We start from the raw sequence: 21,237 nt of genomic DNA, 5'->3' as shown, positions 1-21,237 counted from the left end.
TGACTTATGGACTCGCTGCCGTTGTGGGTGATTGTGCTTACCACGCTGGCGTTGCTTTCGCTGGCGCTCGAAGCCGGCTATCGCGCGGGGCATTGGCGTCATGAGCGCACGCCCGACGAGCGCGAACAGCCGGTCGGCGCGATGGTCGCGGCCATTCTCGGTTTGCTGGCCCTCGTACTCGGCTTCACGTTTAATTTCGCCGCATCGCGCTTCGAAGCCCGCCGCCGGGCCGTGCTTGAAGAAGCCAACGCTATCGGCACCACTTATTTGCGCACGAGTTTTCTGCCACGGGAGGAGCAATCTTCTTCTCAGAAGCTACTGCAGGAATACGTGACGATTCGCCTGCAGGCAGTGAAGGATCGAAAGCTCGAGGCTGCGATCGTGCGTTCCGGCGAAATCCAGGGCTTGCTCTGGAAGGAAGCAACCAGCGCTGGCAATGCGAGCCCGCAGGCCGAAACCGTGGGGCTGTATATCGCGGCTCTCAACGGTCTAATCGATCAGCATGAAGTGCGGTTGCAAGTCGCCCTGCGCAGCCGCATCCCCGCCGAACTCTGGTTTGGTCTCAACAGTCTGGCTGTGATGAGCTTTGCCGCCGTGGGTTACATGTGCGGGCTCTCGACCACGCGTCGCTCACCGGCAATGCTGGTGCTGACTATCTCGTTTACGATAGTGCTGCTGATGATCGCCGATCTCGACCGCGGTCAAGAAGGGTTGCTTCGCGTCAGTCAGGATGCGATGGTCAATGTGCAAACGATGATCGCCGCCGGCCAACCGTAAACCTTACTGCTTTTAAGAGTTGATCCATGTCGCGTTATCCGCTCCTTTATCAGGTGAACACGCGAGTCTGGCTGCAAAAGCACTCGCAGCGATTAAATCGCGCGGCGACCTTGGACGATGTTCCCGACTCCGTGCTCGACAACTGGCAGGCTGCGGGCTTTGACTGGATCTGGTTGCTGAGCGTCTGGCAAACCGGACTCATCGGCCGGCAGATTTCGCGCAGCAATCCTGCCTGGCTGGCGGAGTTTCGCGAAACACTACCGGACCTGACCGAAGATGACATCATCGGCTCCGGCTTTGCGATCTCAGCTTATCGAGTTCACGAGGATCTGGGCGGCGATGCGGCGCTCGCGCGCTTTCGTGCTCGGCTGCAGGCGCGCGATATGAAGTTGATGCTCGACTTCGTGCCGAACCACACTGCTATCGATCATCATTGGGTGGAGGAGCATCCGGAGTATTATGTTCCGGGAACTGAAGAGGATCTCGCTCGTGCGCCGCAGAATTACTTGTGGGTGAAACGCGCCGGCGGCGACAAACTTCTTGCGCACGGCCGCGATCCCTATTTCGATGGCTGGCCCGATACGCTGCAGCTGAATTACGGCAATCCGGCAACGCAGGCCGCCCTGATTGAAGAGCTGCGCCGTATCTCTGGCCAGTGCGATGGCCTGCGCTGCGATATGGCGATGCTCGTGCTGCCCGACATCTTTGCCGCAACATGGGGACTTGCCGCGGAATCGTTCTGGCCGCGAGCGATACACGCGGTTCGACAGCTAGAGGCAGATTTCACGTTCATGGCCGAAGTCTACTGGGATCGCGAATGGGATTTGCAGCAGCAGGGCTTCGACTACTGCTACGACAAACGACTGTACGATCGCTTGCATGCGGGAGCGGCCAAGCCGGTGCGCGAGCACTTATGGGCTGGTCTCGACTATCAAGACAAGCTCGCGCGGTTTGTCGAGAACCACGATGAACCACGGGCTGCGGCCACTTTTCCGCCAGGCGTGCATGAAGCAGCAGCCGTCATTAGTTACTGCTCTCCTGGATTGCGGTTCTTCCATCAGGGGCAATTTGAAGGTTTTAAGAAACGAATTTCGCCGCACCTCGGACGTGGACCGAACGAACCGACCGACGAACGGATTGCGGCTTTCTATCAACGACTGCTGGCTGCCTTGCACGTGCCATCGCTGCACAATGGCAACTGGCAACTCGTCGAGTGCACGCCGGCTTGGGAAGAAAACGGCACGCACGACAGCTTCGTTGTGTTTGCCTGGCAAGGCGCCGGCCACTCGCGGTTGATCGTCGCCGTGAACTTTTCAGATCATCAAAGTCAATGCCACGCGCAGCTTCCCTACGGCGATCTGGCGGGGCACACCTGGCGACTGTGCGATCAACTGAGCGACGCTGTTTTCACCTGGAACGGCGACGATATGGCCCGCAGTTTCTTTCTCGACATGCAACCGTGGCAAGCGGCGATTTACGTACTGCAGGAGTAGTTCACTTCGCCGCCGCTTCGGCAGCATCGATCAGATCATCATCGTTCGCGTCAAGCGACTCAAACAGCGCGACTGGTCCGAGAAACTCCCGGCGGGAAAGATAGAAATCGCCGTTGCGATCTTGTGAGACGAACCAGGCCGGTGATGTTGCTTTCGGCTTTGCCGGAACCGCCTTCTTGCGCGCCAGCGGCGGAATCGGTACGCCGCCCCAGGCATTGATCGGCAGTGGACGAAACTCTAACTCCTGCAGTCGCGCGAGTTCACCACTTTCCGTTCGTGGCAAGCTTCGCAACTGCGTCAGTTCTTTCGCTGACAACCGTTGGTCACCGTCGATATCGAGAAATGAAAACCAATTCCCGCCGCGGTCTTGCAACACCACGTAATACCGCACGGCCAGGCCTTCGGCGATCAGCTCGCAGTAACTGCGCAGTTCGGCCGCCATCAGCAACCCATCTTGATTGCGATCGGCGTAGTCGAAGAGATCGCGGAGCCCGGCGAGAGACTCGTCACTCATGACGGCCGATTTTTTCAAGCCGCCGCCGCTGCTGGCTCCTTCTAGTTGAGCCACGAGAAATTCGGCCACGTTGGCGATATTCGGCAACTCCCGCGACAACCGGCCGCTGAGGATAACCGACTTCGTATTGTTCGCGTAATGGAAACGCTGAATCTCAATTGGCAGCGATTGCTTCTCGTTTTCAATTTCAAGCGAGGCCGATGGAACGTCGCCAAGATTCAATCGCAACTTGTACCTGATCGGCTCGTCTTTCGCTGTTCTTTTTAAATCAACTGAAACGCGCGAGCCAGAGAGCAGTTCTTTCAACTCGAGCGTTTCATCATCATTCAAATCGAACTGCTGTAACCGCCTCGCGGCGGTTTGCCACTCTTTCGGCTTGATCTTGCCGTTGCCATCAGCATCAAGCGCCGTGACGAAGATGGTCGCCAAACGCTGATCGTCGGCGGTTGCCGCGGCAGTGGCCTGCGTGAGTGGTGTGATCTGGGCCTTCGCGCACCAGGCCTGTAGTTCTTTCAGATCAACCTGGCCATCGGCGGAAGTGTCGGCCGTCGCAAGTTGCAGCGCTGCGAACTTTCCTGTCGCCAGCGGAAACGGAAACACGCGTTCCACTTCGCGTACTGAGAGCTGGCCGTCACCATCAGCGTCGAAGTGCGCAATCACTTTGGCGAGAAAAGCGTCGAAGGCAACCTGCAGCGATTCGCCGTTCTTCGTTACCTCCAACTGCAACGGCACGGGGCTCGGCTCCGCGGCGGCGATCGCAGCGGAGCAGACAGAGGCGAAAACAATCGCCCAGCCTCTCATGCCAGAACCTCGCGAATCGGCTTCGCATCGGGATCAGCCAGGCGGATCGGCCGGCCGACGTTCGACATATTTTGCTTTTCGGGATTGAGGCCGAGGGCCAGAAAAATTGTGGCCATCAAATCCGGCACGCGGACGGGACGATCTTCCACGGCCAAGCCATCAGCACTCGTGCGGCCGATGATGCTGCCCCCTTGAACGCCACCGCCGCCGAGCACAACGCTCCAAGCAGATGGAAAATGGTCGCGGCCGACACGCGGATTGATCCCCGGCGTGCGGCCGAATTCACCCATGCAGACGACGAGCGTGGAATCGAGCAAGCCGTGGTCGCTGAGGTCGCGCATCAGCGTGGCCCAGCCGTTATCGAGCGTGCCGCAGAGGTTCTTCACTTGCTCGAAGTTGTTGTCGTGCGTGTCCCAGCCGTTGAGCGTGACTTGCACCAGCGGCACTTCGCGCTCGACCAATCGGCGGGCCAGCAAACATCCCTGACCGAACAGGCCGCGGCCGTACTCATCGCGAAGTTTTGCTTCTTCGCGAGTCAGATCGAAAGCATCGGCTGCGGCGGTTTTGCCGAGTCGTTCGGCGCGATCGTAGGCTGTGACGTGACTAGCAGTTCCGGGGCCCGGCCGACTCGCGACGAACGGCTGTTGCAGTTCGCGCAACATCTGCATCCGTGCTCGCTGCCGAATTTCGTCGATTTCAGCCGATTGCAAGTCTTCGACTTTCAAGTTGCCGCCAGAACCAGAAACAACCAGCGGCGCGTGATTCGGTCCGAGAAAACCGGCCGCGACTGCCGGCTGGGCAAAGTTGCCCTGCGGCGTGACGCTGGCGAAGGCAGGGAGATCGGCCTGTTCGCGAGCGAGTTCTTTCGACACGAGCGAGCCGAGCGCCGGAAAACGGATCGGCCCTTGCGGCGTGTAACCAGTTTGCAAGTGCGTGGTCGCGCGGCCGTGGTCACCTTCTTTCGTCTGCATCGAACGAATGAGGGCCAGGCGATCGGCATGTCGCGACAGCTTCGGCAGGTGTTCGCAGATTTGCAGCCCTGGCACGTTTGTCGAGATTGCTTGAAACGGCCCGCCGTTGTCGGTCTTCGGCTTGGGATCGAACGTATCGAGTTGGCTCGGCCCACCGGCCATCCACAGCAGAATGCAGGAGCGCTTCCGCGCGGGCTCAGTCGCTGCTCGTGCGGCAACATTCAAAATGGGCAGCGAAGCCGCCGACAAACCAACGGCTGAACCTTGCAGCAATGTGCGTCGCGAAAATGATTGTGTCATGTGTGCCTCGCTTAATGGTTCAGCCGAAATTCGGCGGTGTTGAGCAGCAGCCAAAATACATCGGCATGAAAGGTGTCGGTCTCCACATCCTTCCGAGCCCCCTTCAGCTTCGTTACTTCTTCCGCGGTCGGCAAGCGGCCAAGCGTCGCGAGGTAGAGCGTTTCGATCCGGTCGCTGTCGCTCAAACCGGGGGTTTGCAGCACTGCAATGAGGGTCGCGTTGGTCCGCGGATTGGTCGCAGCCGCGATGAAGCGACCGTTCAACAGCGTCAGAGCTTGCTGCACGGAAGTCTCGGGTTCGCTCGGCGCGGTGAGGCGGGCAAACCGGCTGAGATATTCGCGGCGAGCTCGGCCTTGGTCGGGTTCGTCGCGATAACCGACGACCAATGCGAGACTATCGAAAAACTGTTCACCGGTCAGGCCCTTGGCCGTCATTCGCGCAGGGAGCTTTGTATTGTCCTGACTCGCGTGCGTGCGGGCACTCGTGCGCTGATAAGCATTGGTCAGACAGATTGCTTCCGTTAAATAATCGAGATCAAAACCGCTGGTCGCGAACCCCTGACCAATTTCGGCGAGCAGCGCCGGATGACTGGCGGGATTCTCGTCATGAAAATCGTCGACAGGCTCAACCAGGCCGACTCCGAAGAGTTGTCCCCACACGCGATTTGCGCCAGCTCGCGCGAAAAATGGATTCGCCGGCGCGATTAGCCAATCGGCGAGGACTTCGCGGCCGGAGCGCTCATCGGCAACTGCGTCGGTGGTCCGATCGAGCAGCCGAGCGGAGTAGGTCTTTTTGTCTTGTTCGTAGATGACCGTTCGACTCGTGCGATCTTCACGTAGTGGCTCAAGCAAACCAGCGCCGCTCTTCTTCAGCCCGCCGAAGAACGCGGCCTGATTCCAGAATTGCTCCTGCGACCAACTGGCGAACGGATGGTTGTGGCATTCGGCACATTCGAGGCGAATGCCGAGGAAAGTTCGCGTCACGGCCGCCGCGACGTTTTCCGGCTTCCCTTTGGCAGCGATGAAGGCGAGAGGATTGGCCCGCTCGGGATCGCGGAGGATCGGCTCGGCAGGTTGATCGAGCGGCGGCAGCGGTACGGTGATGAGTTGTCGCACGATTTGGTCGTAGCGCGCTCGCTGGCGGAACTGCTCGGCAAGCCAGTTCTCGAAACCTCGCTGCAGCAGCGCCGCCGTGCGATCAGAATTGGCTTCCGGGAGCAACTCAGCTCGCCAGAGATTGGCTTGATGAATGGCATGTCGCGGATGTTGCAATAACGTCCGAATCATCCGCTGCCGTTTGTCGGGCGCGGGATCGGCGAGGAACTCGCGAACCTCGGCAACGCGCGGCACTCGGCCGATCAGATCGAGTGACAAACGGCGAAAGAACTCCGCATCGTCAGCGCGCGGCGCAACTTCGATTCCCGCCGCGGCAAAGTGAGCATCGAGTTGACGATCGATCCGCTGCGCAAGCGCGGCGGCATCACGTTCTGCGGCGAAGGCAAATTCCGCCGCGAACGTGAAAAGAACCATCAACAGCAACGAAAACTTCACTTGGCAAACTCCCAGCAAACCAGTTCTTTCGCATCCCGCACTACCAGGCGACCTGCGGAAAGTGCCGGCGAAACCAGCGTGCCGCCGCAGGCTTGATGCGAGGCCAATTCTTTCATGCCGTCATCGCTCAGTTCGACGAGCGACAGCCGGCCGGAGTCATTCAGCATCAGCAGTTTTTGGTCGCCCAGCCGCATGATGCCGGCGTGAAAATAGCCGACGTTACTCTTTTTCCAAAGCTGCTTGCCGGTTTCCCCATCGAGATAAGTGAGAGAAGTATTCGGCAGGATCTCGACGACGTTCGTCACCAGCACCAGGCGGTTGTTGGCGACGACACCGGAGGAAAAGTAGCTCTTGGCTTCAGGGACATGCCAGGAAGCTTGCGCGGCTAACGCGTCGTCCTGACCATCGCCATCCTTTTTGATGTGAACGGCGACCGCGCCGTGCGCTTGTGTGCTGGCGACAACTCGATTTTTGAAAGCCAGCGGCGTCGGCGAAGTGCCGGCTTGTTGAAACACCATCGGATGGTCCCAACGCACCGAGCCATTGATCGGATCGACGCCGATCATTCGCAGCGGCGTCATGAAGACGACATCCGGCGATGTGCCCGGCAGTCGCTCGCCACCCGTAAAGAGAATCGGCGAGGAAGTGCTCGCTTCATCATCGAGCATTTCCCAAACCGTTTCGCCCGTCTCGGTATGCAGGGCGACGAGAGAATGCCCTTTGCCACCAACGCTGAGGATCACCCGGTTACCGATCACTAGCGGCGAGCAGCAGACAGCGAAGTTTGGCAGCGTGGCATTGAATCGCTCATAAACATCGACTTGCCACAGCCGCTTCCCTTGCTCGATGTCGTAGCAACTCATCACGCCGTTGATGCCGATGGTGAACAGTTTTTTGCCAGCAACCGTCGGCGCCGCTCGCGGACCGGTGCCGAGCACGCTGGAGAACTTGGGCCGCTCGTAAATGTCTTTCCACAGTTCCTTGCCAGTGGCGAGATCAATCGCGGTGACTTGCTCTTCTTCCTTGGCCGGATCAGAACCACGGGCATGCACGAAGACCCGCCCCTGGGCGATCACCGGCATCGCAAAGCCGTTTCCCACTTCCAGCCGCCAACATTCCTTCGGCGCAGTCTCTCCCTTCCAAGGAGCGACCTTTTCGGTCGTACTGCCGTCCCGCTTGGGGCCCAGCCATTGGTTCCAATCGTCTGCCAGAACCTGCGGGGCAAACGCGAGAAGCGGCAGGATGAAAATCATTCGCGACCAGGGTGAGCCCATAACCGACTCCAGGACATTCTGACTCGTGTCAAAGTGTCTGTCAGACTAGCAGGAAACCGAGTCGCAGGAAAACAGTGTGATGTTTCGATCCCAGGCAAGGGCTTCCCGGATTTGAAAATGATTGAAAAATCGCAAGCTTGTAAGAACGCTCAACTTTGGGCTACGATACGGATTGTTGGCGGGCGACTTATTTTTCCCGTTCTGGGGCGAACCGGTTCCGATTACTTATTCGAGCAAGGGAACAGACGATGGCGATGAAACGATTTCGTGGCCGCAGCGCATGGCTGCTGGCTGGATTGGCCTTGGGTTTGCTGGCGGGCGTGGGATCGGCCGCTGCAATCATGTTCGCAACTCGTCCCGCTGCAAGCTCGCAATTCAGCTGGCCACAAGGTGTGCCGCTGAGTGCTTCGACGGCAACCTCGAGCGAAACGATGGCAATCGCTACGGGCCGCGTTGACGATCAGGTCGAAGGCTTGGTGACGCTCGACTTCATCACCGGCGACCTGCAAACCTTTGTGATGAATCCCCGCACCGGCAAGTTGGTTGGTTGGTTCAAGACCAACGTCACCACGCAATTACCCGTCGACAAGAGCAAGAAGCCGGCTTACCTGTTAAGCACGGGCTCGTGGGAACCGGTGGGCTTTAGCAGCCAGCAACGTCCCGCAGGCTGCGTAGTGTATGTCGCCGATGCCAACACGGGCATGTTCTACGCATACACTTTCCCGTGGATCAAGGGCGCCGCTTCGACGGGCATCACCCAATCGACGCCGATGCTGCCGCTCGATGGTGGCAAGGCTCGCAACATTACCCTTCGCGCTGAATAGTAGGTCTCGTGTCGACAGTGAAGATTGTGCTCAACGGGCAACCACGAGAGTTGCCCGCTCGGCTGACAGTGGCCGAGCTCCTAACCACGCTGCAAATGCCCGCGCGCGGCGTGGCCGTGGAAGTGAACATGGAAATCGTGCCGCGCAGCTTGCACGAACAGCACCAGTTGTCGGAAGGCGACCGCTTGGAAATCGTCTCGCTCGTAGGGGGCGGTTAAGCGAAATGACTGCCGTGCTCCCTCCTTCGGATTCGCCTGTTTCGAATCTTGCTGAACAGCCGCTGGTAATCGGTTCGCACACACTGCGTAGCCGTCTGATCGTTGGCACCGGCAAGTACGAGACGTTTGCCCAAATGCAGCTAGCGCTCGATCTGAGCGGCGCTGATTGCTTGACCGTCGCCGTTCGCCGCGAACGACTGTACGACGGCCAGGGCCAGAACATTCTGGATTTTCTCGATCTCCAGCGTTACACGCTGCTGCCGAACACAGCCGGCTGCTACAACGCCGACGATGCAGTTCGCGTCGCCCGGATGGGCCGCGAGATTCTCCGTTCGCTCGAAAACGCCGGCGCCGATTGGGTGAAGCTCGAATGCCTGGGCGATCCTAAGACGCTGCTGCCGGATCCGATTGAAACGCTACGAGCTACGGAAAGACTCGTCGCCGATGGTTTTCAAGTTCTTGTCTACACCAGCGATGATCCAGTTCTCGCCCGCAAGCTCAAAGCGGCGGGCGCAACGGCGGTCATGCCTGCCGGCAGCCCGATCGGCTCCGGCCAGGGCGTGCTGAACGCCAACAACATTCGGATCATTCTCGAATATCTCAAAGCCGATGATCCCACCTATCCGGTGATCATCGACGCCGGCGTGGGGACGGCCAGCGATGTTGCCGAGGCGATGGAGCTCGGCGTGGATGGTGTGTTGCTCAACACTGCGATCGCGCACGCTCGCGATCCGCTCCTTATGGCCCGTGCCATGCGCGCCGCCTGCGATGCTGGCCGCTGGGCCCATCTCGCCGGCCGCATTCCACGTCGTCTCTACGCTCAGGCCAGCAGCCCCGAAGAGGGCGTGATTAGTTTGCGGCCATATCCGTCAACCTAGTGAATCCACCGAAATATCGTCGCCGAATATTCCATATTCGGTGGTGGCGGTGACACGCTACAAACCGCTGGAATAAGCGTCAGCGAGGAATACAGAGTAGGCGAGGGTAGCCGTTGTGAGCCGATGTCAGATTTTTTGAGGCATCTTCCCTTGCTTCAGTCCCCATAATCTCAGCGGCGAGGGGTGTTTCCTTCGCTGGGTTCGGCGTTCTGTCGCTGGCCCGAAATGAAAACGGCGAGAGTGAACGTTGACGCGTTCACCCCCGCCTGAACATCACTTGCGTATGGAGCAAGCAATGTCTGTCGTCGATTCTATGGGGCGAAGCTGCGCACCTGCAACGTCGTCTGAGTGGCTATCAATCGGGGAACTCAGCAGGAGATTCAAAGTGCATGTGAACACGGCGAGGAACGCGGCCAACGCGGGCAGGCTGCGAAGTTACCGGCTGAACGCGGCCAGCTTCGACGGCAAATCGCATCGCCGTTTCAAACTCGAAGACGTTCACGAATGGCTTGGCCTGACGGCTGTAGAGCAAGGGAGTTGTTCAGGCAACGATTCAAAGCCAACGGTGGTTCTCTGCGCCCGGGTGTCGAGCAGTGGCCAGAAAGAGGACTTGGCTAGGCAGGTTCAACGGTTAGAGGCGTACGCGAATGAACGATGGGGCGAGGACGGTTGCACCGTTCATAAGTACGTACGTATAGCATCAGGGCTGAATTACAACGCTCCTGGTCTGCTCTCGTTGGTTAACGACATTCTGAACGGCAAGCTGAACAACGCGTTCCTGGTCATCACTCACCGCGACCGGCTGATTAGGTTCGGGTTCAACCTGCTCAAGGCAATCTGCGAGACGAAGGGAATCCAGATTGTTCAAATCGAATCGGAAGAACCTAAGAGCCTGATAGATGAGCTGGTTGCCGACATTCTCTCGCTGAGCCAAGTGGCGAACATGAGCATCTACGGCCAACGCGGCAACAAAAACCGGGCGAGGTTTAGCGAAGTTCCTCAGGCCACATTCGACTTAATCTGTAACCTGAGAGCCAAGGGCGTGAGCGTGCGCGGCATTCACCGGCAACTTGAACAAGCCAAGGCCAACGTGTGTTCAGACGGCAAGACGTTCAGCATTCAGGTGGTGCGGCGAATTGCAAAAAGTGTGAACACCAACTCTCTTGCTAAACCGCAACGCGGGGCCGGGAGCTTCGACACATTCTTACGGGCCAAGCTCAGAGCAGGCGGGCCAGGTTCAAAGGTGAAGCGGTCCCGCATTCTCAAAGCGTACGCCGACTACTGCGAAGCGAATGGCGAACGACGCGTAAGCCGGAAGCTATGCCTGGAAAAACTGAGTGAGCATGTTCGAAAACTAAATGTCTCGGTGACGGAAAACGGCGATTCGGTCCTGTACACAGGACTCAACCTCATCCCGCACAGCGTCACAACGGCTTAACTGGTCATGTGAGCCGATGTTAGGTTCTCTCTCGCAGCGATATTCCAGCAAGTTCGGCGAGTTCGCCCCGCAGCGAAGTTCGTTTGCCTTCCAACGGAAGATTCGCCGCTTCCACCTCCGCTCGCCAAGTCCGGAATTTCGCGGAGCTCATTCCTCGGCATGTGGGGGTTTTGCGTCAACCCACCGGATACAGAGTATCCGGCGACAAAGGGCGCCGTTCCTTGCTACAGTGTACGGCTCTCCAATATTGAATTCCGGCAACAGGGTTGAGCGATGGCGGACAGCAAGGCGTATTTGGCGGTGGATCTCGGTGCTTCGAGCGGGCGCGTCGTCGCCGGACTTTTTGACGGCAAGCAAGTCACGCTCGAAGAAGCCTATCGCTTCGAAAACGGCGGGGTCGCCGCCAACGGCAAGCTCTATTGGGATTTGCTGAATCAGTGGACGCACGTCGTGAAAGGGCTACGTGCCGCAGCTGCCAAACACACCAACGTTCGCAGCGTCGGCGTCGATACCTGGGGCGTCGACTTCGGCTTGCTCGGCCGCAATGACGAGTTGCTCGGCAATCCCTATCACTACCGCGATACCCGCACCGTAGGCGTGATGGAAAAGGCCTTCAGCATCGTGCCGCGGCAAAAAATCTTTGCCCAGACCGGCCTGCAGTTTATGGAGTTCAACTCGCTCTATCAGCTGCTCGCCATGAAGCTCAGCAATTCTCCACTGCTCGAGAACGCCCAGCGACTGCTGATGATTCCCGATCTGTTTCACTGGTTGCTGACCGGCGAAAAGGCGAACGAATACACCGACGTTTCGACCTCGCAGTTCTACAATCCGCAGACCGGTGATTTCGCTCGGCCGCTGCTGGAAGAGTTCGGCCTGCCGACGCACATTCTCGGCCCACTTGCCCAGCCCGGCACGAAACTCGGGCCGTTGCAAACGAGCGTTGCCGAGGAAACCGGCCTGAAGGGCGTGAATGTCGTTCTCCCCGGCACGCATGACACCGCGAGCGCCGTGATGGCCGTGCCGGCGGCGAGTGTTCCCGGCGCGAAACCCGATTGGTGCTACATCAGCAGCGGCACGTGGTCGCTGATGGGTGTCGAAACGCCGCGGCCGATCATCAACGACCGGATGTACGAACTGAACTTCACGAACGAAGGTGGCGTCGGCGGCACAACGCGCGTGCTGAAGAACATCGCCGGCTTGTGGCTCGTCCAGCAATGCCGCGGCCTGTGGAAACAGCAGGGCCATGAGTTCGGTTGGGAAGAACTGACCCGCCGCGCCGGCGAAACGCAGCCTTTGTTATCTCTTGTCGATCCCGATGCCCCTGCCTTCGTCGCCCCGCGCGATATGCCGGCTGCGATTCGCGAATACTGTCAGCAAACCGGCCAGCCAGTGCCGAGCAGCGAAGGCGCCGTCATCCGCTGTGCGCTGGAAAGTCTCGCACTCCGCTACCGCATGGTCCTCGGCCTGCTCGAGGAACTGGTCGGCGGCGAACTGAAAACGATTCACATCGTCGGCGGCGGTTCGCTCAACAGGCTTCTCTGCCAAATGACTGCGGACTGCTGCAACCGCCGCGTGGTCGCCGGGCCGGTTGAAGCCACCGCCATCGGCAACGTCATGCTGCAAGCCGTCACCGACGGCGCGGTTGGCTCGATCGCCGAAGCCCGCGAAGTGATCCGCACCAGCTTTAGCGTGCAACAATACCTGCCGCAAAACACTTGGCCGTGGAACCAAGCGTACGAGCGGTTCACGAAGTTGGTTGGGAAGTAAAGGAGTGAAATGATGAGATTGCGTTCACTACTCTTGGTTCTCTGCCTCTCAGCCGCAGCATCCGCTCAAGAAAAACTCCCCAAAGTCGTCCTCATCGGCGACTCCATCCGCATGAGTTACGCGCCGATCGTGGCGAAGCAGCTCGAGGGGAAAGCCGTCATCGTCGAATCGAAAAGCAACGGCGGCGACAGTGCAAATTTGGTCGCCAAGCTGAAGGAATTGGCAATCAGCGAACAGCCTGACATCGTCCATTTCAACTGCGGCATTCACGACACGAAGAAGGACAAGGAGAAAGGTACTTTCCAAACGCCACCGGAAAAGTACGAAGCCAATCTGCGGAAGATTGTGGAGACAATTCGGAAGGAAACAAAGGCCAAGGTGATCTTCGCCACGACGACACCGATCGTCGACGACCGGGCCGCGAAACAGCGTGAGAAGGCGACTTACGAACTGCTCGATGCGAGCACGGTGCAATACAACGAAATCGCGCGGCGGGTAATGAAGGAACTCGAGGTGCCCGTCGACGACGTGCGGGCTGCAGTGGAAAAGGATGCTGCCAAACTGATTACCGCTGATGGGGTGCACTTCACTGATGAAGGTCGCAAAAAATTGGGCCTGGCCGTGGCGGAGTTTCTTGAGAAGCAGTTGGCCGCAAAGAAGTAAATCCTGGATTGCCGATGAACAGACTTCGTTGGATTGCGCTTGGCATCGTCGGCGTTTTGAGCCTGCTGCAGCGAGTCTCTGCGGACGAACCGATCTTTCGCAAATTGCTGCGGACCGCGGGCGACGACGGCGTGAAGCCGTATCGCATTCCCGGCTTGGCGACATCGACGAAAGGGACGCTGCTGGCCGTTTTCGACATTCGCTACAACGGCGCCACTGATCTGCCGGCGGATATCGATGTTGGTTTGCTGCGGAGCACCGACGGCGGCGAGACTTGGGGCAAGATGCAGACGATTCTCGACTACGATTCCAAAGTCGAAGGGTCAAAAGGTAACGGTGTGGGTGATCCAACGATTCTGGTTGATCGCCAGACTGGCACGATTTGGGTCGCTGCCCTTTGGTCGCAAGGCAATCGCGCGTGGCACGGTTCTGGGCCAGGTTTGAAGCCGAGCGAGACCGGACAGTTCGTGCTAACGAAAAGCACCGACGATGGCCTGACCTGGTCGCCACCCATCAACATCACCGAGCAAGTAAAAGACACGGCCTGGCGACTCTGCTTTCAGGGGCCTGGCGCGGGCATTCAAGCAAAAGACGGCACGCTGATTTTCCCGGCGCAGTTTCGCGCCGCCGATGGCACGCCGCATTCGTGTTTCATCTACAGCCGCAATGCTGGAGAGAAATGGCAGATCTCGCCGCCAGCGATTCCGCAAAAACCGCCGACCAGCGAAGCACAGATTGCGGAACTCGGCGATGGCTCGCTGTTGCTGACCATGCGCGATGAATCGCGTAGCGGCAAACGCGCCTGGGCGAAGTGGGAATGGAGCAAGGAAGAAAAAGCCGGTGGCAAATGGTCTGAGCCTTGGTTCACCGTTCCAGATCCGACATGCATGGCCAGTTTAATCCGGCATCCGGATGGCGAGTTATTTTTCACGAATCCGAATAGCCCGACGAAGCGCATCGCGCTAACGATTCGCCACAGCACCGACGAGGGAAAAACCTGGAGCGACGGCCGATTGCTCGATCCGCGCGGCTGCATGTACTCGTGCCTGACGATCCTGCGCGACGGTCGCCTCGGCGTGCTGTACGAAGTGGAAAATACGCTGACCTTTGCCCGTTTTGAACGAACCTGGGCGCTGGGCAAATAGTGCTCTCTGCGGCTAGAATCGGACGCCATGTTCATTAGCTTTGACGGAGTCGACGGCGCGGGAAAATCGACACAGGTACGCCTGCTGCGCGAATGGCTGGCCGCGCGTGGCAAGCAAGTGGTCACCTGCCGCGATCCAGGCAGCACCAGCCTCGGTGAAAAACTGCGAGACGTGTTGCTCTCGCATCACGATGTTCCCATTCACCGCCGCAGCGAAATGCTGCTCTACATGGCCGCTCGTTCGCAGCTAGTCGAAGAAGTCATCCGCCCTGCGCTCGAACGCGGCGAGTGCGTGATTTCCGATCGCTATTTGCTGGCCAATGTCGTCTATCAAGCGCACGCCGGCGGGCAGGACTGCGAGCAAGTCTGGCAAACGGGTCGCGTTGCCACGGGCGGCTTGATGCCCGATCTAACGATCGTTCTCGACATGCCCGCCGCTGCAGCGAAGGAACGCCAAGGTCGGCCGCCCGATCGGATGGAAGCGCAGGGCCTCGAATACATGGAGCGAGTCCGGCAGGGCTTCTTGAAAGAAGCTGCGGCTGCGCGAATTCCGATTGTGGTTGTTTCCGCCGCACAATCGCCAGAGGAAGTGCATGCTCAAGTGCTGCGCCACATCGAACCACTGCTCGCTCGCGGAGCCGCACGATGACCTGGCAAGGGATTCGTGGCCATGACGCCGTCGTCGAGCGGTTTCGCACCGCACTCGGATTGCATCGCCTGGCGAGCACCTTTCTGTTTGTCGGTCCGCCGGGTACCGGCAAGCGAACGTTCGCTTTGAAGCTCGCGCAAGCCTTGCTCTGCGAGCGAGTCAGTGAAGAACAGCTGGCCCCCTGTGGTGAATGCCCGGCCTGCAAGCAGTGTCTCGCGGGGACGCATCCCGATATCGATTACGTCGCCAAGCCCGAAGACAAGTCGAGCATCCCGATCGAGCTCCTGATCGGCTCCGACGAGAAGCGGATGCGCGAAGGGCTGTGCTTTCGCATCTCGCTCAAACCGTTCTCGGGTAAGCGAAAAATCGCGATCATCGACGATGCCGACTATCTGTTCAACGAAGCGGCCAACTGCCTGCTGAAGACGCTCGAAGAGCCGCCGCCGCGGTCGGTGCTCATTCTGCTGGGTACCAGCGAACAACGACAATTGCCGACGATTCGCTCCCGCTGCCAAGTCGTGCGGTTTCAGCCGCTCGATACCAATGATGTGGCAGAGATCCTCGTCGAACAACAGCTCACTGCCGACCGCAACGCGGCCCACCAAGCAGCTGCCCTTGCTGAGGGAAGTGTCTCGGCGGCGGTTCGCTTGCTGGAAAGCGAACTGAGTGAGTTCCGTGCGGAGTTGCTGCAATCGCTGGCTCAGTCGCCGCTGCAACCTGCAGTTCTCATGAAACTGGTGCAAACCTACGTCGATGCGGCCGGCAAGGAATCGGCGGCCAAGAAGCTGCGGCTGCGCGATGCGTTTGGTTTCAGCAGTTCGTATTTTCGGCAGCTCATGCTCATCGGCAGCGGCCTCGCGCAACCGACGGCCGCTTCGCGGGCCTGGCTCGATCCAGCCGAGATGGGGAGCCGCGGCGTGGAGCTTTGCCTGGAGGCAACATCGGCCGCTGATTCGAATGCGGCTGTTCTGAATGTGCTGGAGTGGTGGGCCGACGAACTGGCCACGCTGCAGCGGACCGGCACGGCGACGCTACTCTCCCATTAGCGTGAGGACCAGGGACCGCGGCCCGCCGACGTCGCGATGCTCGCACAGATAGATTCCCTGCCACGTGCCAAGCAGCAGCCGACCATCCTTCACCGGAATGCTCACGCTGCTGCCGAGGAGCGCGGCCTTCACATGGGCTGGCATGTCGTCGGGCCCTTCCATGGTGTGCACATAGGGGAAGTCTTCGGGGGCAATCGTGGAAAAGACCCGTTCCAGGTCATGCCGTACATCCCGATCGGCGTTCTCGTTGATCGTGAGCGACGCCGACGTGTGCTGGATGAAGACGTGCAGCAAGCCGGCTTTCACGTTGCGGACCTCAGGAATTGCCGCAAGTACTTTGTCCGTAACGAGATGGAATCCACGGCGAACGGCCGGCAAAGTAATATTCTTCTGTGTCCAAGGCATCGTTTTTACCATCCTCCCAAGTGTCCAGTTCGCTTATGGCGATCCGGGCAAGTTTGGCAGATTCGCGAACCTGCACCACACCACCTCGGTCCCTGTATGAAGGATTTGCAAAAATGCCGTCAAGGGGTGGTGTGGTCCCCAAATCCGTTATGTTGGCATTAGCGGACATTAGATTCCCCTAAGACGCCTTATTGACCATTTCGTAATGTTGCCCTGCAAACGGAACAATGCGCGTTTACGCCACGCATTAGTGATTGCCGGATATGGACTTATGGAAATTGTTAAGCCAGATAAACCCTGCGAGTGATACCGCTCAAGACAATCTGTCGTGAGGGCTAGTGGCGGAAAACTCTTCGTAAAAACCGCAAAAATCTTGACGCAGCCCCTGTCGCTCCTGATAATGCGTCCGTCAGCAAAGGAATTGCTTTCAGACGATCGGCCACCAGCGGCCGGTCACCTTCGGCCACGGATGGTTGACTAGCTCAAGCAACCGCCTATTTCTCAGCCAGTCGATTTCACACGAGTCCTGGCTGCTGTGTTACTGCCCGAATATCTGAAGGAGAAAGCCATGGACAAAGTTCGCAACGTTTTCGAAGCCATTCTCAAGTACGGCCACGACGAAGATTTCTATCCCGAAGCTCCGGACACCTTCTCCTCGACAGATGCCCCCGCTGGATCGGAAGAGAAGATCGAAATCCTCCGCCGCCGCATCGAACTCGGCTTGCCCCTGTGGCACGACAGCGATCGCTGCGACTACAGCGGTTTGACCGGCGCGATCCGCCCCCGCGAGTAAGTTCGCGACTGCGAGTCGAAAAACACACACAAGGGACGCAAATTTGCGTCCCTTGTTCATTTCTTGCCGCGTGTAGGGTGGGTCGAGGGTACTCCCGAGGCCCACCAAGTGTGACGCGGCATTCGGTGGGCCTCGCGGAGTACCGCTCGACCCACCCTACGAATCCAGTTACCTATTAATACTCGTTGGCCCCTGCCTTCTCGACGAGCCCAGCGCTGCCGCTGAACGTCTTCCGCACGCGGCGTTCGCGGATTTCTTCCTGCAACCGAGTGATCGCCGCATCGAGCGACATCGCGCCGAGATCACCTTCGAGGCGATCGCGGAGCGAAACGGTTCCTTGCTCGGCATCGCGCGGGCCGACGACCAGCATGTAGGGAATCAGTTCCAGCTGACCATCGCGGATCTTCGCGCCGAGTTTTTCCGGGCGGAAATCGCCGGTAACGCGCAGGCCCTGCATCCGCAGTTTCCGTTCGATGTCGCGGCCGTAGTCTTCGCTCTTTTCGCTGACGGTAATCACGCGAACTTGTTCGGGAGCAAGCCACAGCGGGAACGCGCCGGCAAAGTGTTCGATGAGCACACCGATGAAGCGTTCCATCGAACCCAGCGGCGCGCGGTGAATCATCACCGGCTGATGCGCCTTGTTGTCGTTGGCCGTGTATTCCAGACCGAACCGCGCGGGCAGGTTGTAGTCGAGCTGCACGGTGCCGAGCTGCCATTCGCGGCCGATGCAATCGGTCACGACGAAGTCCGCCTTCGGGCCATAAAACGCCGCTTCGCCGGGCTCCGCCGTGTAGGCAATGCCGAGGCGAGTGCAGACGTCTTCAAGCGCGTTCTGCGCACGCGTCCAAACCTGCTCGCTGCCGACGTACTTGTCGCTCTTCGGATCGCGAAAGCCGAGCCGTACGCGATAGTTATCGAGCCCCAGCGACTTCAGCACGAACTGCGTCATCGCGATGCAGCCCTCGAACTCCGCCGGCACCTGGTCTTCCATGCAGAAGAGATGCGCGTCGTCCTGCGTGAACCCGCGGACGCGCGTCATGCCGTTCAGCTGACCGGTCTTTTCAAAGCGATACACCGAGCCGAACTCAGCCAGTCGCAGCGGCAGCTCTTTGTAGCTCCGCTTCTGCGCCTTGTAGATCTGAATGTGATGCGGGCAGTTCATCGGCTTGAGCAAATACGCTTCCTGCTCGTTGAACCAATCCTTGATCACCTGCATTTTGTCGGTATCGGTCGTCGCTTTTCCGAAACCACCGAACGACATCGGCACCAAGCCGTCGAGGTTGTTCTTCACGGCCTCTTCGAAATGGCCGATGAACTTCGCATCGGTAAACTTCCCTTGAAATTGCAGGGCAAACAGCTGTTGCACGCTCTGCATAAAGGGATCGAAGTAGAACGGCGGGAACTGGCTTTCCATGTAATACGGAAAGTGGCCGCTGGTCTGATACATCTGAATCCGGCCGATGTGCGGCGTGTAAACCGGCAGATAAGCCCGCTGAGTCAGCTCCTGCTTGATGAACTCCTCGAGCTGCGAGCGAATCATCGCTCCCTTCGGCAGCCACAGGCACAAGCCCGGACCGACATCGTTGCTGAGCGTGAACAGCTGCAACTGCTTGCCGAGCACGCGATGATCGCGACGCTTGGCTTCTTCGATCTTCTTCAGATGCTCGTCGAGCTCTTCCTGAGTGAAGAACGCGGTGGCATACAACCGCTGCAGCTGCGCGTTATCGGAATCACCTTTCCAATAAGCGCCGGCCAGCGACAACAGCTTGTAGGCGCCGATCGCGCCGGCGGTCGGCACGTGCGGGCCGCGGCAGAGATCGATGAACTCGCCTTGGCGATAGAACGACAACTCCGGATGAGTCGCCAGGCCGGTTTCGATGTGTTCGACCTTGTACTTCTGGTCGAGCCCTTGCACGATGTCGAGGGCTTTGGCCCGCGGCACTTCGATACGCTCGAAGGCTTCATCGAGGGCGATGATCTTTTTCATCTCCGCTTCGATGGCGGGAAAATCATCATCGGTCAGCGGCGTGGGAAGTTGAAAGTCGTAATAGAAACCACCTTCGACGGTCGGACCAAACGCCAGCTGCACGCCTTTCTTAATCCGCATCACCGCGCGGGCCATGATGTGGGCACAAGAGTGCCGCATCACGGCGAGGGCCTCGGGATCCTTCCGCGTGAGGAGCTTTAACTTGACGGAGCCCTCGGCGGGCAACGCGTAGTCGGCGCCGACTACCTTGCCGTCGACCTCGGCGGCCAGGGTAGCCTTGGCCAGGCGGGCACCGATCGTCTCGGCGATGCCGCGAGGAGTGGTGGGAGAAGAGAATTCCTTAACGCTGCCGTCGGGCAAATGAACTTGAAGCATCGTGCGCTCAATTTCCTGAAGAGGAACCGCTGCCGTCGCACGCCGCTACAAAGGGTGTGCCCGCTCCGGCCTCGGCCTACGCGTACTCTAGCGGAAAGGACGCGATCTGGGCATGCGAGGTTCGCCGCCAACAATCGCTCGCTCGTTCTGAATCACCACTCGAGAAAACCCCCATTCGCAGTGATGGTTATATAACAGGTCATGTTATTTTCGAATTGACACAAATGCCTTACCAGAAAACACTTGCGACAAAACAGCATCTGTGGAGTATAACCTTTTATAACACCTCGTCGCGGCTCAATAACGGCCCAAACGTCCGGCGAGCGTGTGAGTTCCTCGGTTCCCATTCACGCTCACCTCCCGATTCGCCACCGATTCCGCACAACTATTCTCACAACAGTTGTTTCGAATCTTGATTCGCCGCAAGCGCTCTCCAGCCAACCTCTTAGGTAAAACACCCCCGAAAACCGCACAACAGTTTCTGCCGTTTTACAACATCTTCACAACGCCCCACCGTTCCGCAGTGGCCCCAAGAAATAGCCAACAAGCGACAACCGAGACTCAGTTGACGCTTGCGGGTGTTTTCGGACGACCAAATGTATACATCTGACCACCATCCGTCAAGTCGATTATGGGCGACTAAGTGGTGCTGTTTTCGATTGGCACAGGCTGTGCCTAAGGGGAAGCTGTTCGCGATTGTCGGTAACTGGCTCGGAGTTCTCGAAAACTTCCAGAGTCCTTCCAAGCTCCTGGCCGAAGCTTCCGGTCAATTGATTCCAGGGGCCAGAAAAAACGCTCTGACAGCATGTCACCATAGCGATACTGTTCGGAGAACTGCTGTCCTATTTTCCCCGCCGGATATGGTCGGACAAATCCTTGCGGCACCACCAGGGCGAAATAACTCCCCACGTTCAGCACCGGCAGGAGCAGCAGCACGATGGCGACGATCAACGGTGTGCGCGATTCGCGGGTCATGGCGTTAATGCTTCCGGTCGTTCACTTACACCGGTAACGCTCTCCCGGTCGGGCATTCGAACTTCCCACGCATCTGGCCAGAGCTTTCGATCGAATTCTTCCAGCGGCCAATACAGCGTGCTGCAGTGGTTGGCAAAAATTCGGTAGTGATCGACTTGTCCGGAGATCGTCGGATAGCCATCCAGGCTGCAGATCCAATTGCCATCTGGATTGGGAATAAAGTGCGGCTTCCGCACCACCAGTGCGAAATAACTCCCCACATACAAGACCGGCAGAAGCAATAGCACGATGGCCACGATAAGGGGTGCGCGGGATTCGCGGGTCATGGTCACGGGGCGAAACTTCCCTTTGCTCCAATTCTTTCCAAGCGCCAATCGCAACCTGATTCTCGCAAT

20 protein-coding genes are annotated in these 21,237 nt (G+C 58.7%); 12 read left to right on the top strand and 8 right to left on the bottom strand.

Annotated features, from left to right (window positions below):
- Nucleotides 1–6 precede the first annotated feature (6 nt).
- Both M9Q49_RS09580 and M9Q49_RS09575 read left to right on the top strand, forming a co-directional pair.
- On the top strand, nucleotides 7–777 hold the full coding sequence (locus M9Q49_RS09580; RefSeq protein WP_254508502.1) for a bestrophin-like domain: 771 nt from the start codon (nucleotides 7–9) through the stop codon (nucleotides 775–777).
- A 26-nt stretch (nucleotides 778–803) separates the two neighbouring features.
- Nucleotides 804–2,270: an alpha-amylase family glycosyl hydrolase gene (locus M9Q49_RS09575; protein WP_254508501.1), complete on the top strand. Its 1,467-nt coding sequence runs from the start codon at nucleotides 804–806 to the stop codon at nucleotides 2,268–2,270.
- Nucleotide 2,271: 1 nt separating this feature from the next.
- Here M9Q49_RS09575 and M9Q49_RS09570 read toward each other — a convergent pair whose 3' ends face one another.
- Genes M9Q49_RS09570 through M9Q49_RS09555 form a run of 4 tightly spaced genes read right to left on the bottom strand, consistent with a single transcriptional unit; the run spans nucleotide 2,272 to nucleotide 7,680 of the window.
- A complete protein-coding gene (locus M9Q49_RS09570) occupies nucleotides 2,272–3,585 on the bottom strand; it encodes an EF-hand domain-containing protein (RefSeq protein ID WP_254508500.1) in 1,314 nt (437 codons plus the stop codon).
- On the bottom strand, nucleotides 3,582–4,856 hold the full coding sequence (locus M9Q49_RS09565) for a DUF1501 domain-containing protein (RefSeq protein WP_254508499.1): 1,275 nt from the start codon (nucleotides 4,854–4,856) through the stop codon (nucleotides 3,582–3,584). Before M9Q49_RS09565 ends, M9Q49_RS09570 begins: the two co-directional genes overlap by 4 nt.
- An 11-nt stretch (nucleotides 4,857–4,867) precedes the next feature.
- Nucleotides 4,868–6,406: a DUF1549 domain-containing protein gene (locus M9Q49_RS09560; RefSeq protein WP_254508498.1), complete on the bottom strand. Its 1,539-nt coding sequence runs from the start codon at nucleotides 6,404–6,406 to the stop codon at nucleotides 4,868–4,870.
- A complete protein-coding gene (locus tag M9Q49_RS09555; protein ID WP_254508497.1) occupies nucleotides 6,403–7,680 on the bottom strand; it encodes a PQQ-binding-like beta-propeller repeat protein in 1,278 nt (425 codons plus the stop codon). Before M9Q49_RS09555 ends, M9Q49_RS09560 begins: the two co-directional genes overlap by 4 nt.
- 254 nt (nucleotides 7,681–7,934) lie before the next feature.
- On the opposite strand from M9Q49_RS09555, the gene M9Q49_RS09550 reads away from it, so the two are divergent.
- The 9 genes from M9Q49_RS09550 to M9Q49_RS09510 all read left to right on the top strand — a co-directional run bounded on the left by M9Q49_RS09550 (nucleotide 7,935) and on the right by M9Q49_RS09510 (nucleotide 16,307).
- Nucleotides 7,935–8,504, top strand: coding sequence for a hypothetical protein (locus M9Q49_RS09550; RefSeq protein ID WP_254508496.1), 570 nt, complete (start codon nucleotides 7,935–7,937; stop codon nucleotides 8,502–8,504).
- Nucleotides 8,505–8,512: 8 nt separating this feature from the next.
- Nucleotides 8,513–8,722: a sulfur carrier protein ThiS gene (gene thiS, locus M9Q49_RS09545; RefSeq protein ID WP_254508495.1), complete on the top strand. Its 210-nt coding sequence runs from the start codon at nucleotides 8,513–8,515 to the stop codon at nucleotides 8,720–8,722.
- Nucleotides 8,723–8,736: 14 nt separating this feature from the next.
- A complete protein-coding gene (locus M9Q49_RS09540; RefSeq protein ID WP_315861166.1) occupies nucleotides 8,737–9,600 on the top strand; it encodes a thiazole synthase in 864 nt (287 codons plus the stop codon).
- 283 nt (nucleotides 9,601–9,883) lie between these two features.
- Nucleotides 9,884–11,038 carry an IS607 family transposase gene (locus M9Q49_RS09535; protein WP_315861196.1) on the top strand — a complete coding sequence of 385 codons (1,155 nt, stop codon included), beginning with the start codon at nucleotides 9,884–9,886 and terminating at the stop codon, nucleotides 11,036–11,038.
- Nucleotides 11,039–11,311: 273 nt separating this feature from the next.
- The gene (locus M9Q49_RS09530; protein ID WP_254508494.1) at nucleotides 11,312–12,805 is read left to right on the top strand and encodes a rhamnulokinase; all 1,494 of its coding nucleotides are present in this window, start codon (nucleotides 11,312–11,314) and stop codon (nucleotides 12,803–12,805) included.
- Nucleotides 12,806–12,817: 12 nt separating this feature from the next.
- On the top strand, nucleotides 12,818–13,468 hold the full coding sequence (locus tag M9Q49_RS09525) for an SGNH/GDSL hydrolase family protein (RefSeq protein WP_254508493.1): 651 nt from the start codon (nucleotides 12,818–12,820) through the stop codon (nucleotides 13,466–13,468).
- Between the two features lie 14 nt (nucleotides 13,469–13,482).
- Nucleotides 13,483–14,613, top strand: coding sequence for a sialidase family protein (locus M9Q49_RS09520; protein ID WP_254508492.1), 1,131 nt, complete (start codon nucleotides 13,483–13,485; stop codon nucleotides 14,611–14,613).
- 27 nt (nucleotides 14,614–14,640) lie between these two features.
- Nucleotides 14,641–15,261: a dTMP kinase gene (tmk, locus tag M9Q49_RS09515; RefSeq protein WP_254508491.1), complete on the top strand. Its 621-nt coding sequence runs from the start codon at nucleotides 14,641–14,643 to the stop codon at nucleotides 15,259–15,261.
- Entirely contained in the window at nucleotides 15,258–16,307 is a 1,050-nt protein-coding gene (locus M9Q49_RS09510; protein ID WP_254508490.1) for a DNA polymerase III subunit, read from the top strand. Before tmk ends, M9Q49_RS09510 begins: the two co-directional genes overlap by 4 nt.
- Here M9Q49_RS09510 and M9Q49_RS09505 read toward each other — a convergent pair.
- Nucleotides 16,293–16,712 (bottom strand): secondary thiamine-phosphate synthase enzyme YjbQ, encoded by a 420-nt coding sequence (locus M9Q49_RS09505; protein ID WP_254508489.1) that lies wholly within the window; start codon nucleotides 16,710–16,712, stop codon nucleotides 16,293–16,295. The genes M9Q49_RS09510 and M9Q49_RS09505 overlap by 15 nt on opposite strands.
- 568 nt (nucleotides 16,713–17,280) lie before the next feature.
- On the opposite strand from M9Q49_RS09505, the gene M9Q49_RS09500 reads away from it, so the two are divergent.
- A complete protein-coding gene (locus tag M9Q49_RS09500) occupies nucleotides 17,281–17,505 on the top strand; it encodes a hypothetical protein (protein ID WP_254508488.1) in 225 nt (74 codons plus the stop codon).
- Between the two features lie 175 nt (nucleotides 17,506–17,680).
- Here the strand turns inward: M9Q49_RS09500 and thrS are convergent, their stop codons facing one another.
- The 3 genes from thrS to M9Q49_RS09485 all read right to left on the bottom strand — a co-directional run bounded on the left by thrS (nucleotide 17,681) and on the right by M9Q49_RS09485 (nucleotide 21,174).
- Nucleotides 17,681–19,867: a threonine--tRNA ligase gene (gene thrS / locus M9Q49_RS09495; protein ID WP_254508487.1), complete on the bottom strand. Its 2,187-nt coding sequence runs from the start codon at nucleotides 19,865–19,867 to the stop codon at nucleotides 17,681–17,683.
- Between the two features lie 675 nt (nucleotides 19,868–20,542).
- Nucleotides 20,543–20,842, bottom strand: coding sequence for a hypothetical protein (locus tag M9Q49_RS09490; protein WP_254508486.1), 300 nt, complete (start codon nucleotides 20,840–20,842; stop codon nucleotides 20,543–20,545).
- Entirely contained in the window at nucleotides 20,839–21,174 is a 336-nt protein-coding gene (locus tag M9Q49_RS09485; RefSeq protein WP_254508485.1) for a hypothetical protein, read from the bottom strand. Before M9Q49_RS09485 ends, M9Q49_RS09490 begins: the two co-directional genes overlap by 4 nt.
- Between the last annotated feature and the right edge of the window lie 63 nt (nucleotides 21,175–21,237).

It is taken from the genome of Anatilimnocola floriformis (assembly GCF_024256385.1).
In the GTDB taxonomy this organism is placed as follows: Bacteria; Planctomycetota; Planctomycetia; order Pirellulales; family Pirellulaceae; genus Anatilimnocola; species Anatilimnocola floriformis.
Note: the sequence above shows the minus strand (reverse complement) of the source record. Positions and strands in the feature narration are given on the sequence as shown.

Excerpts from the sequence above, each read along its gene's own strand:
- M9Q49_RS09580 (WP_254508502.1), top strand. The coding sequence starts at position 7 with ATGGACTCGCTGCCGTTGTGGGTGATTGTGCTTACCACGCTGGCGTTG.
- M9Q49_RS09575 (WP_254508501.1), top strand. The coding sequence starts at position 804 with ATGTCGCGTTATCCGCTCCTTTATCAGGTGAACACGCGAGTCTGGCTG.
- M9Q49_RS09570 (WP_254508500.1), bottom strand. The coding sequence starts at position 3,585 with ATGAGAGGCTGGGCGATTGTTTTCGCCTCTGTCTGCTCCGCTGCGATC.
- M9Q49_RS09565 (WP_254508499.1), bottom strand. The coding sequence starts at position 4,856 with ATGACACAATCATTTTCGCGACGCACATTGCTGCAAGGTTCAGCCGTT.
- M9Q49_RS09555 (WP_254508497.1), bottom strand. The coding sequence starts at position 7,680 with ATGGGCTCACCCTGGTCGCGAATGATTTTCATCCTGCCGCTTCTCGCG.
- M9Q49_RS09550 (WP_254508496.1), top strand. The coding sequence starts at position 7,935 with ATGAAACGATTTCGTGGCCGCAGCGCATGGCTGCTGGCTGGATTGGCC.
- M9Q49_RS09535 (WP_315861196.1), top strand. The coding sequence starts at position 9,884 with ATGGAGCAAGCAATGTCTGTCGTCGATTCTATGGGGCGAAGCTGCGCA.
- M9Q49_RS09530 (WP_254508494.1), top strand. The coding sequence starts at position 11,312 with ATGGCGGACAGCAAGGCGTATTTGGCGGTGGATCTCGGTGCTTCGAGC.
- M9Q49_RS09525 (WP_254508493.1), top strand. The coding sequence starts at position 12,818 with ATGAGATTGCGTTCACTACTCTTGGTTCTCTGCCTCTCAGCCGCAGCA.
- M9Q49_RS09520 (WP_254508492.1), top strand. The coding sequence starts at position 13,483 with ATGAACAGACTTCGTTGGATTGCGCTTGGCATCGTCGGCGTTTTGAGC.
- tmk (WP_254508491.1), top strand. The coding sequence starts at position 14,641 with ATGTTCATTAGCTTTGACGGAGTCGACGGCGCGGGAAAATCGACACAG.
- M9Q49_RS09510 (WP_254508490.1), top strand. The coding sequence starts at position 15,258 with ATGACCTGGCAAGGGATTCGTGGCCATGACGCCGTCGTCGAGCGGTTT.
- M9Q49_RS09505 (WP_254508489.1), bottom strand. The coding sequence starts at position 16,712 with ATGCCTTGGACACAGAAGAATATTACTTTGCCGGCCGTTCGCCGTGGA.
- M9Q49_RS09500 (WP_254508488.1), top strand. The coding sequence starts at position 17,281 with ATGGACAAAGTTCGCAACGTTTTCGAAGCCATTCTCAAGTACGGCCAC.
- thrS (WP_254508487.1), bottom strand. The coding sequence starts at position 19,867 with ATGCTTCAAGTTCATTTGCCCGACGGCAGCGTTAAGGAATTCTCTTCT.
- M9Q49_RS09490 (WP_254508486.1), bottom strand. The coding sequence starts at position 20,842 with ATGACCCGCGAATCGCGCACACCGTTGATCGTCGCCATCGTGCTGCTG.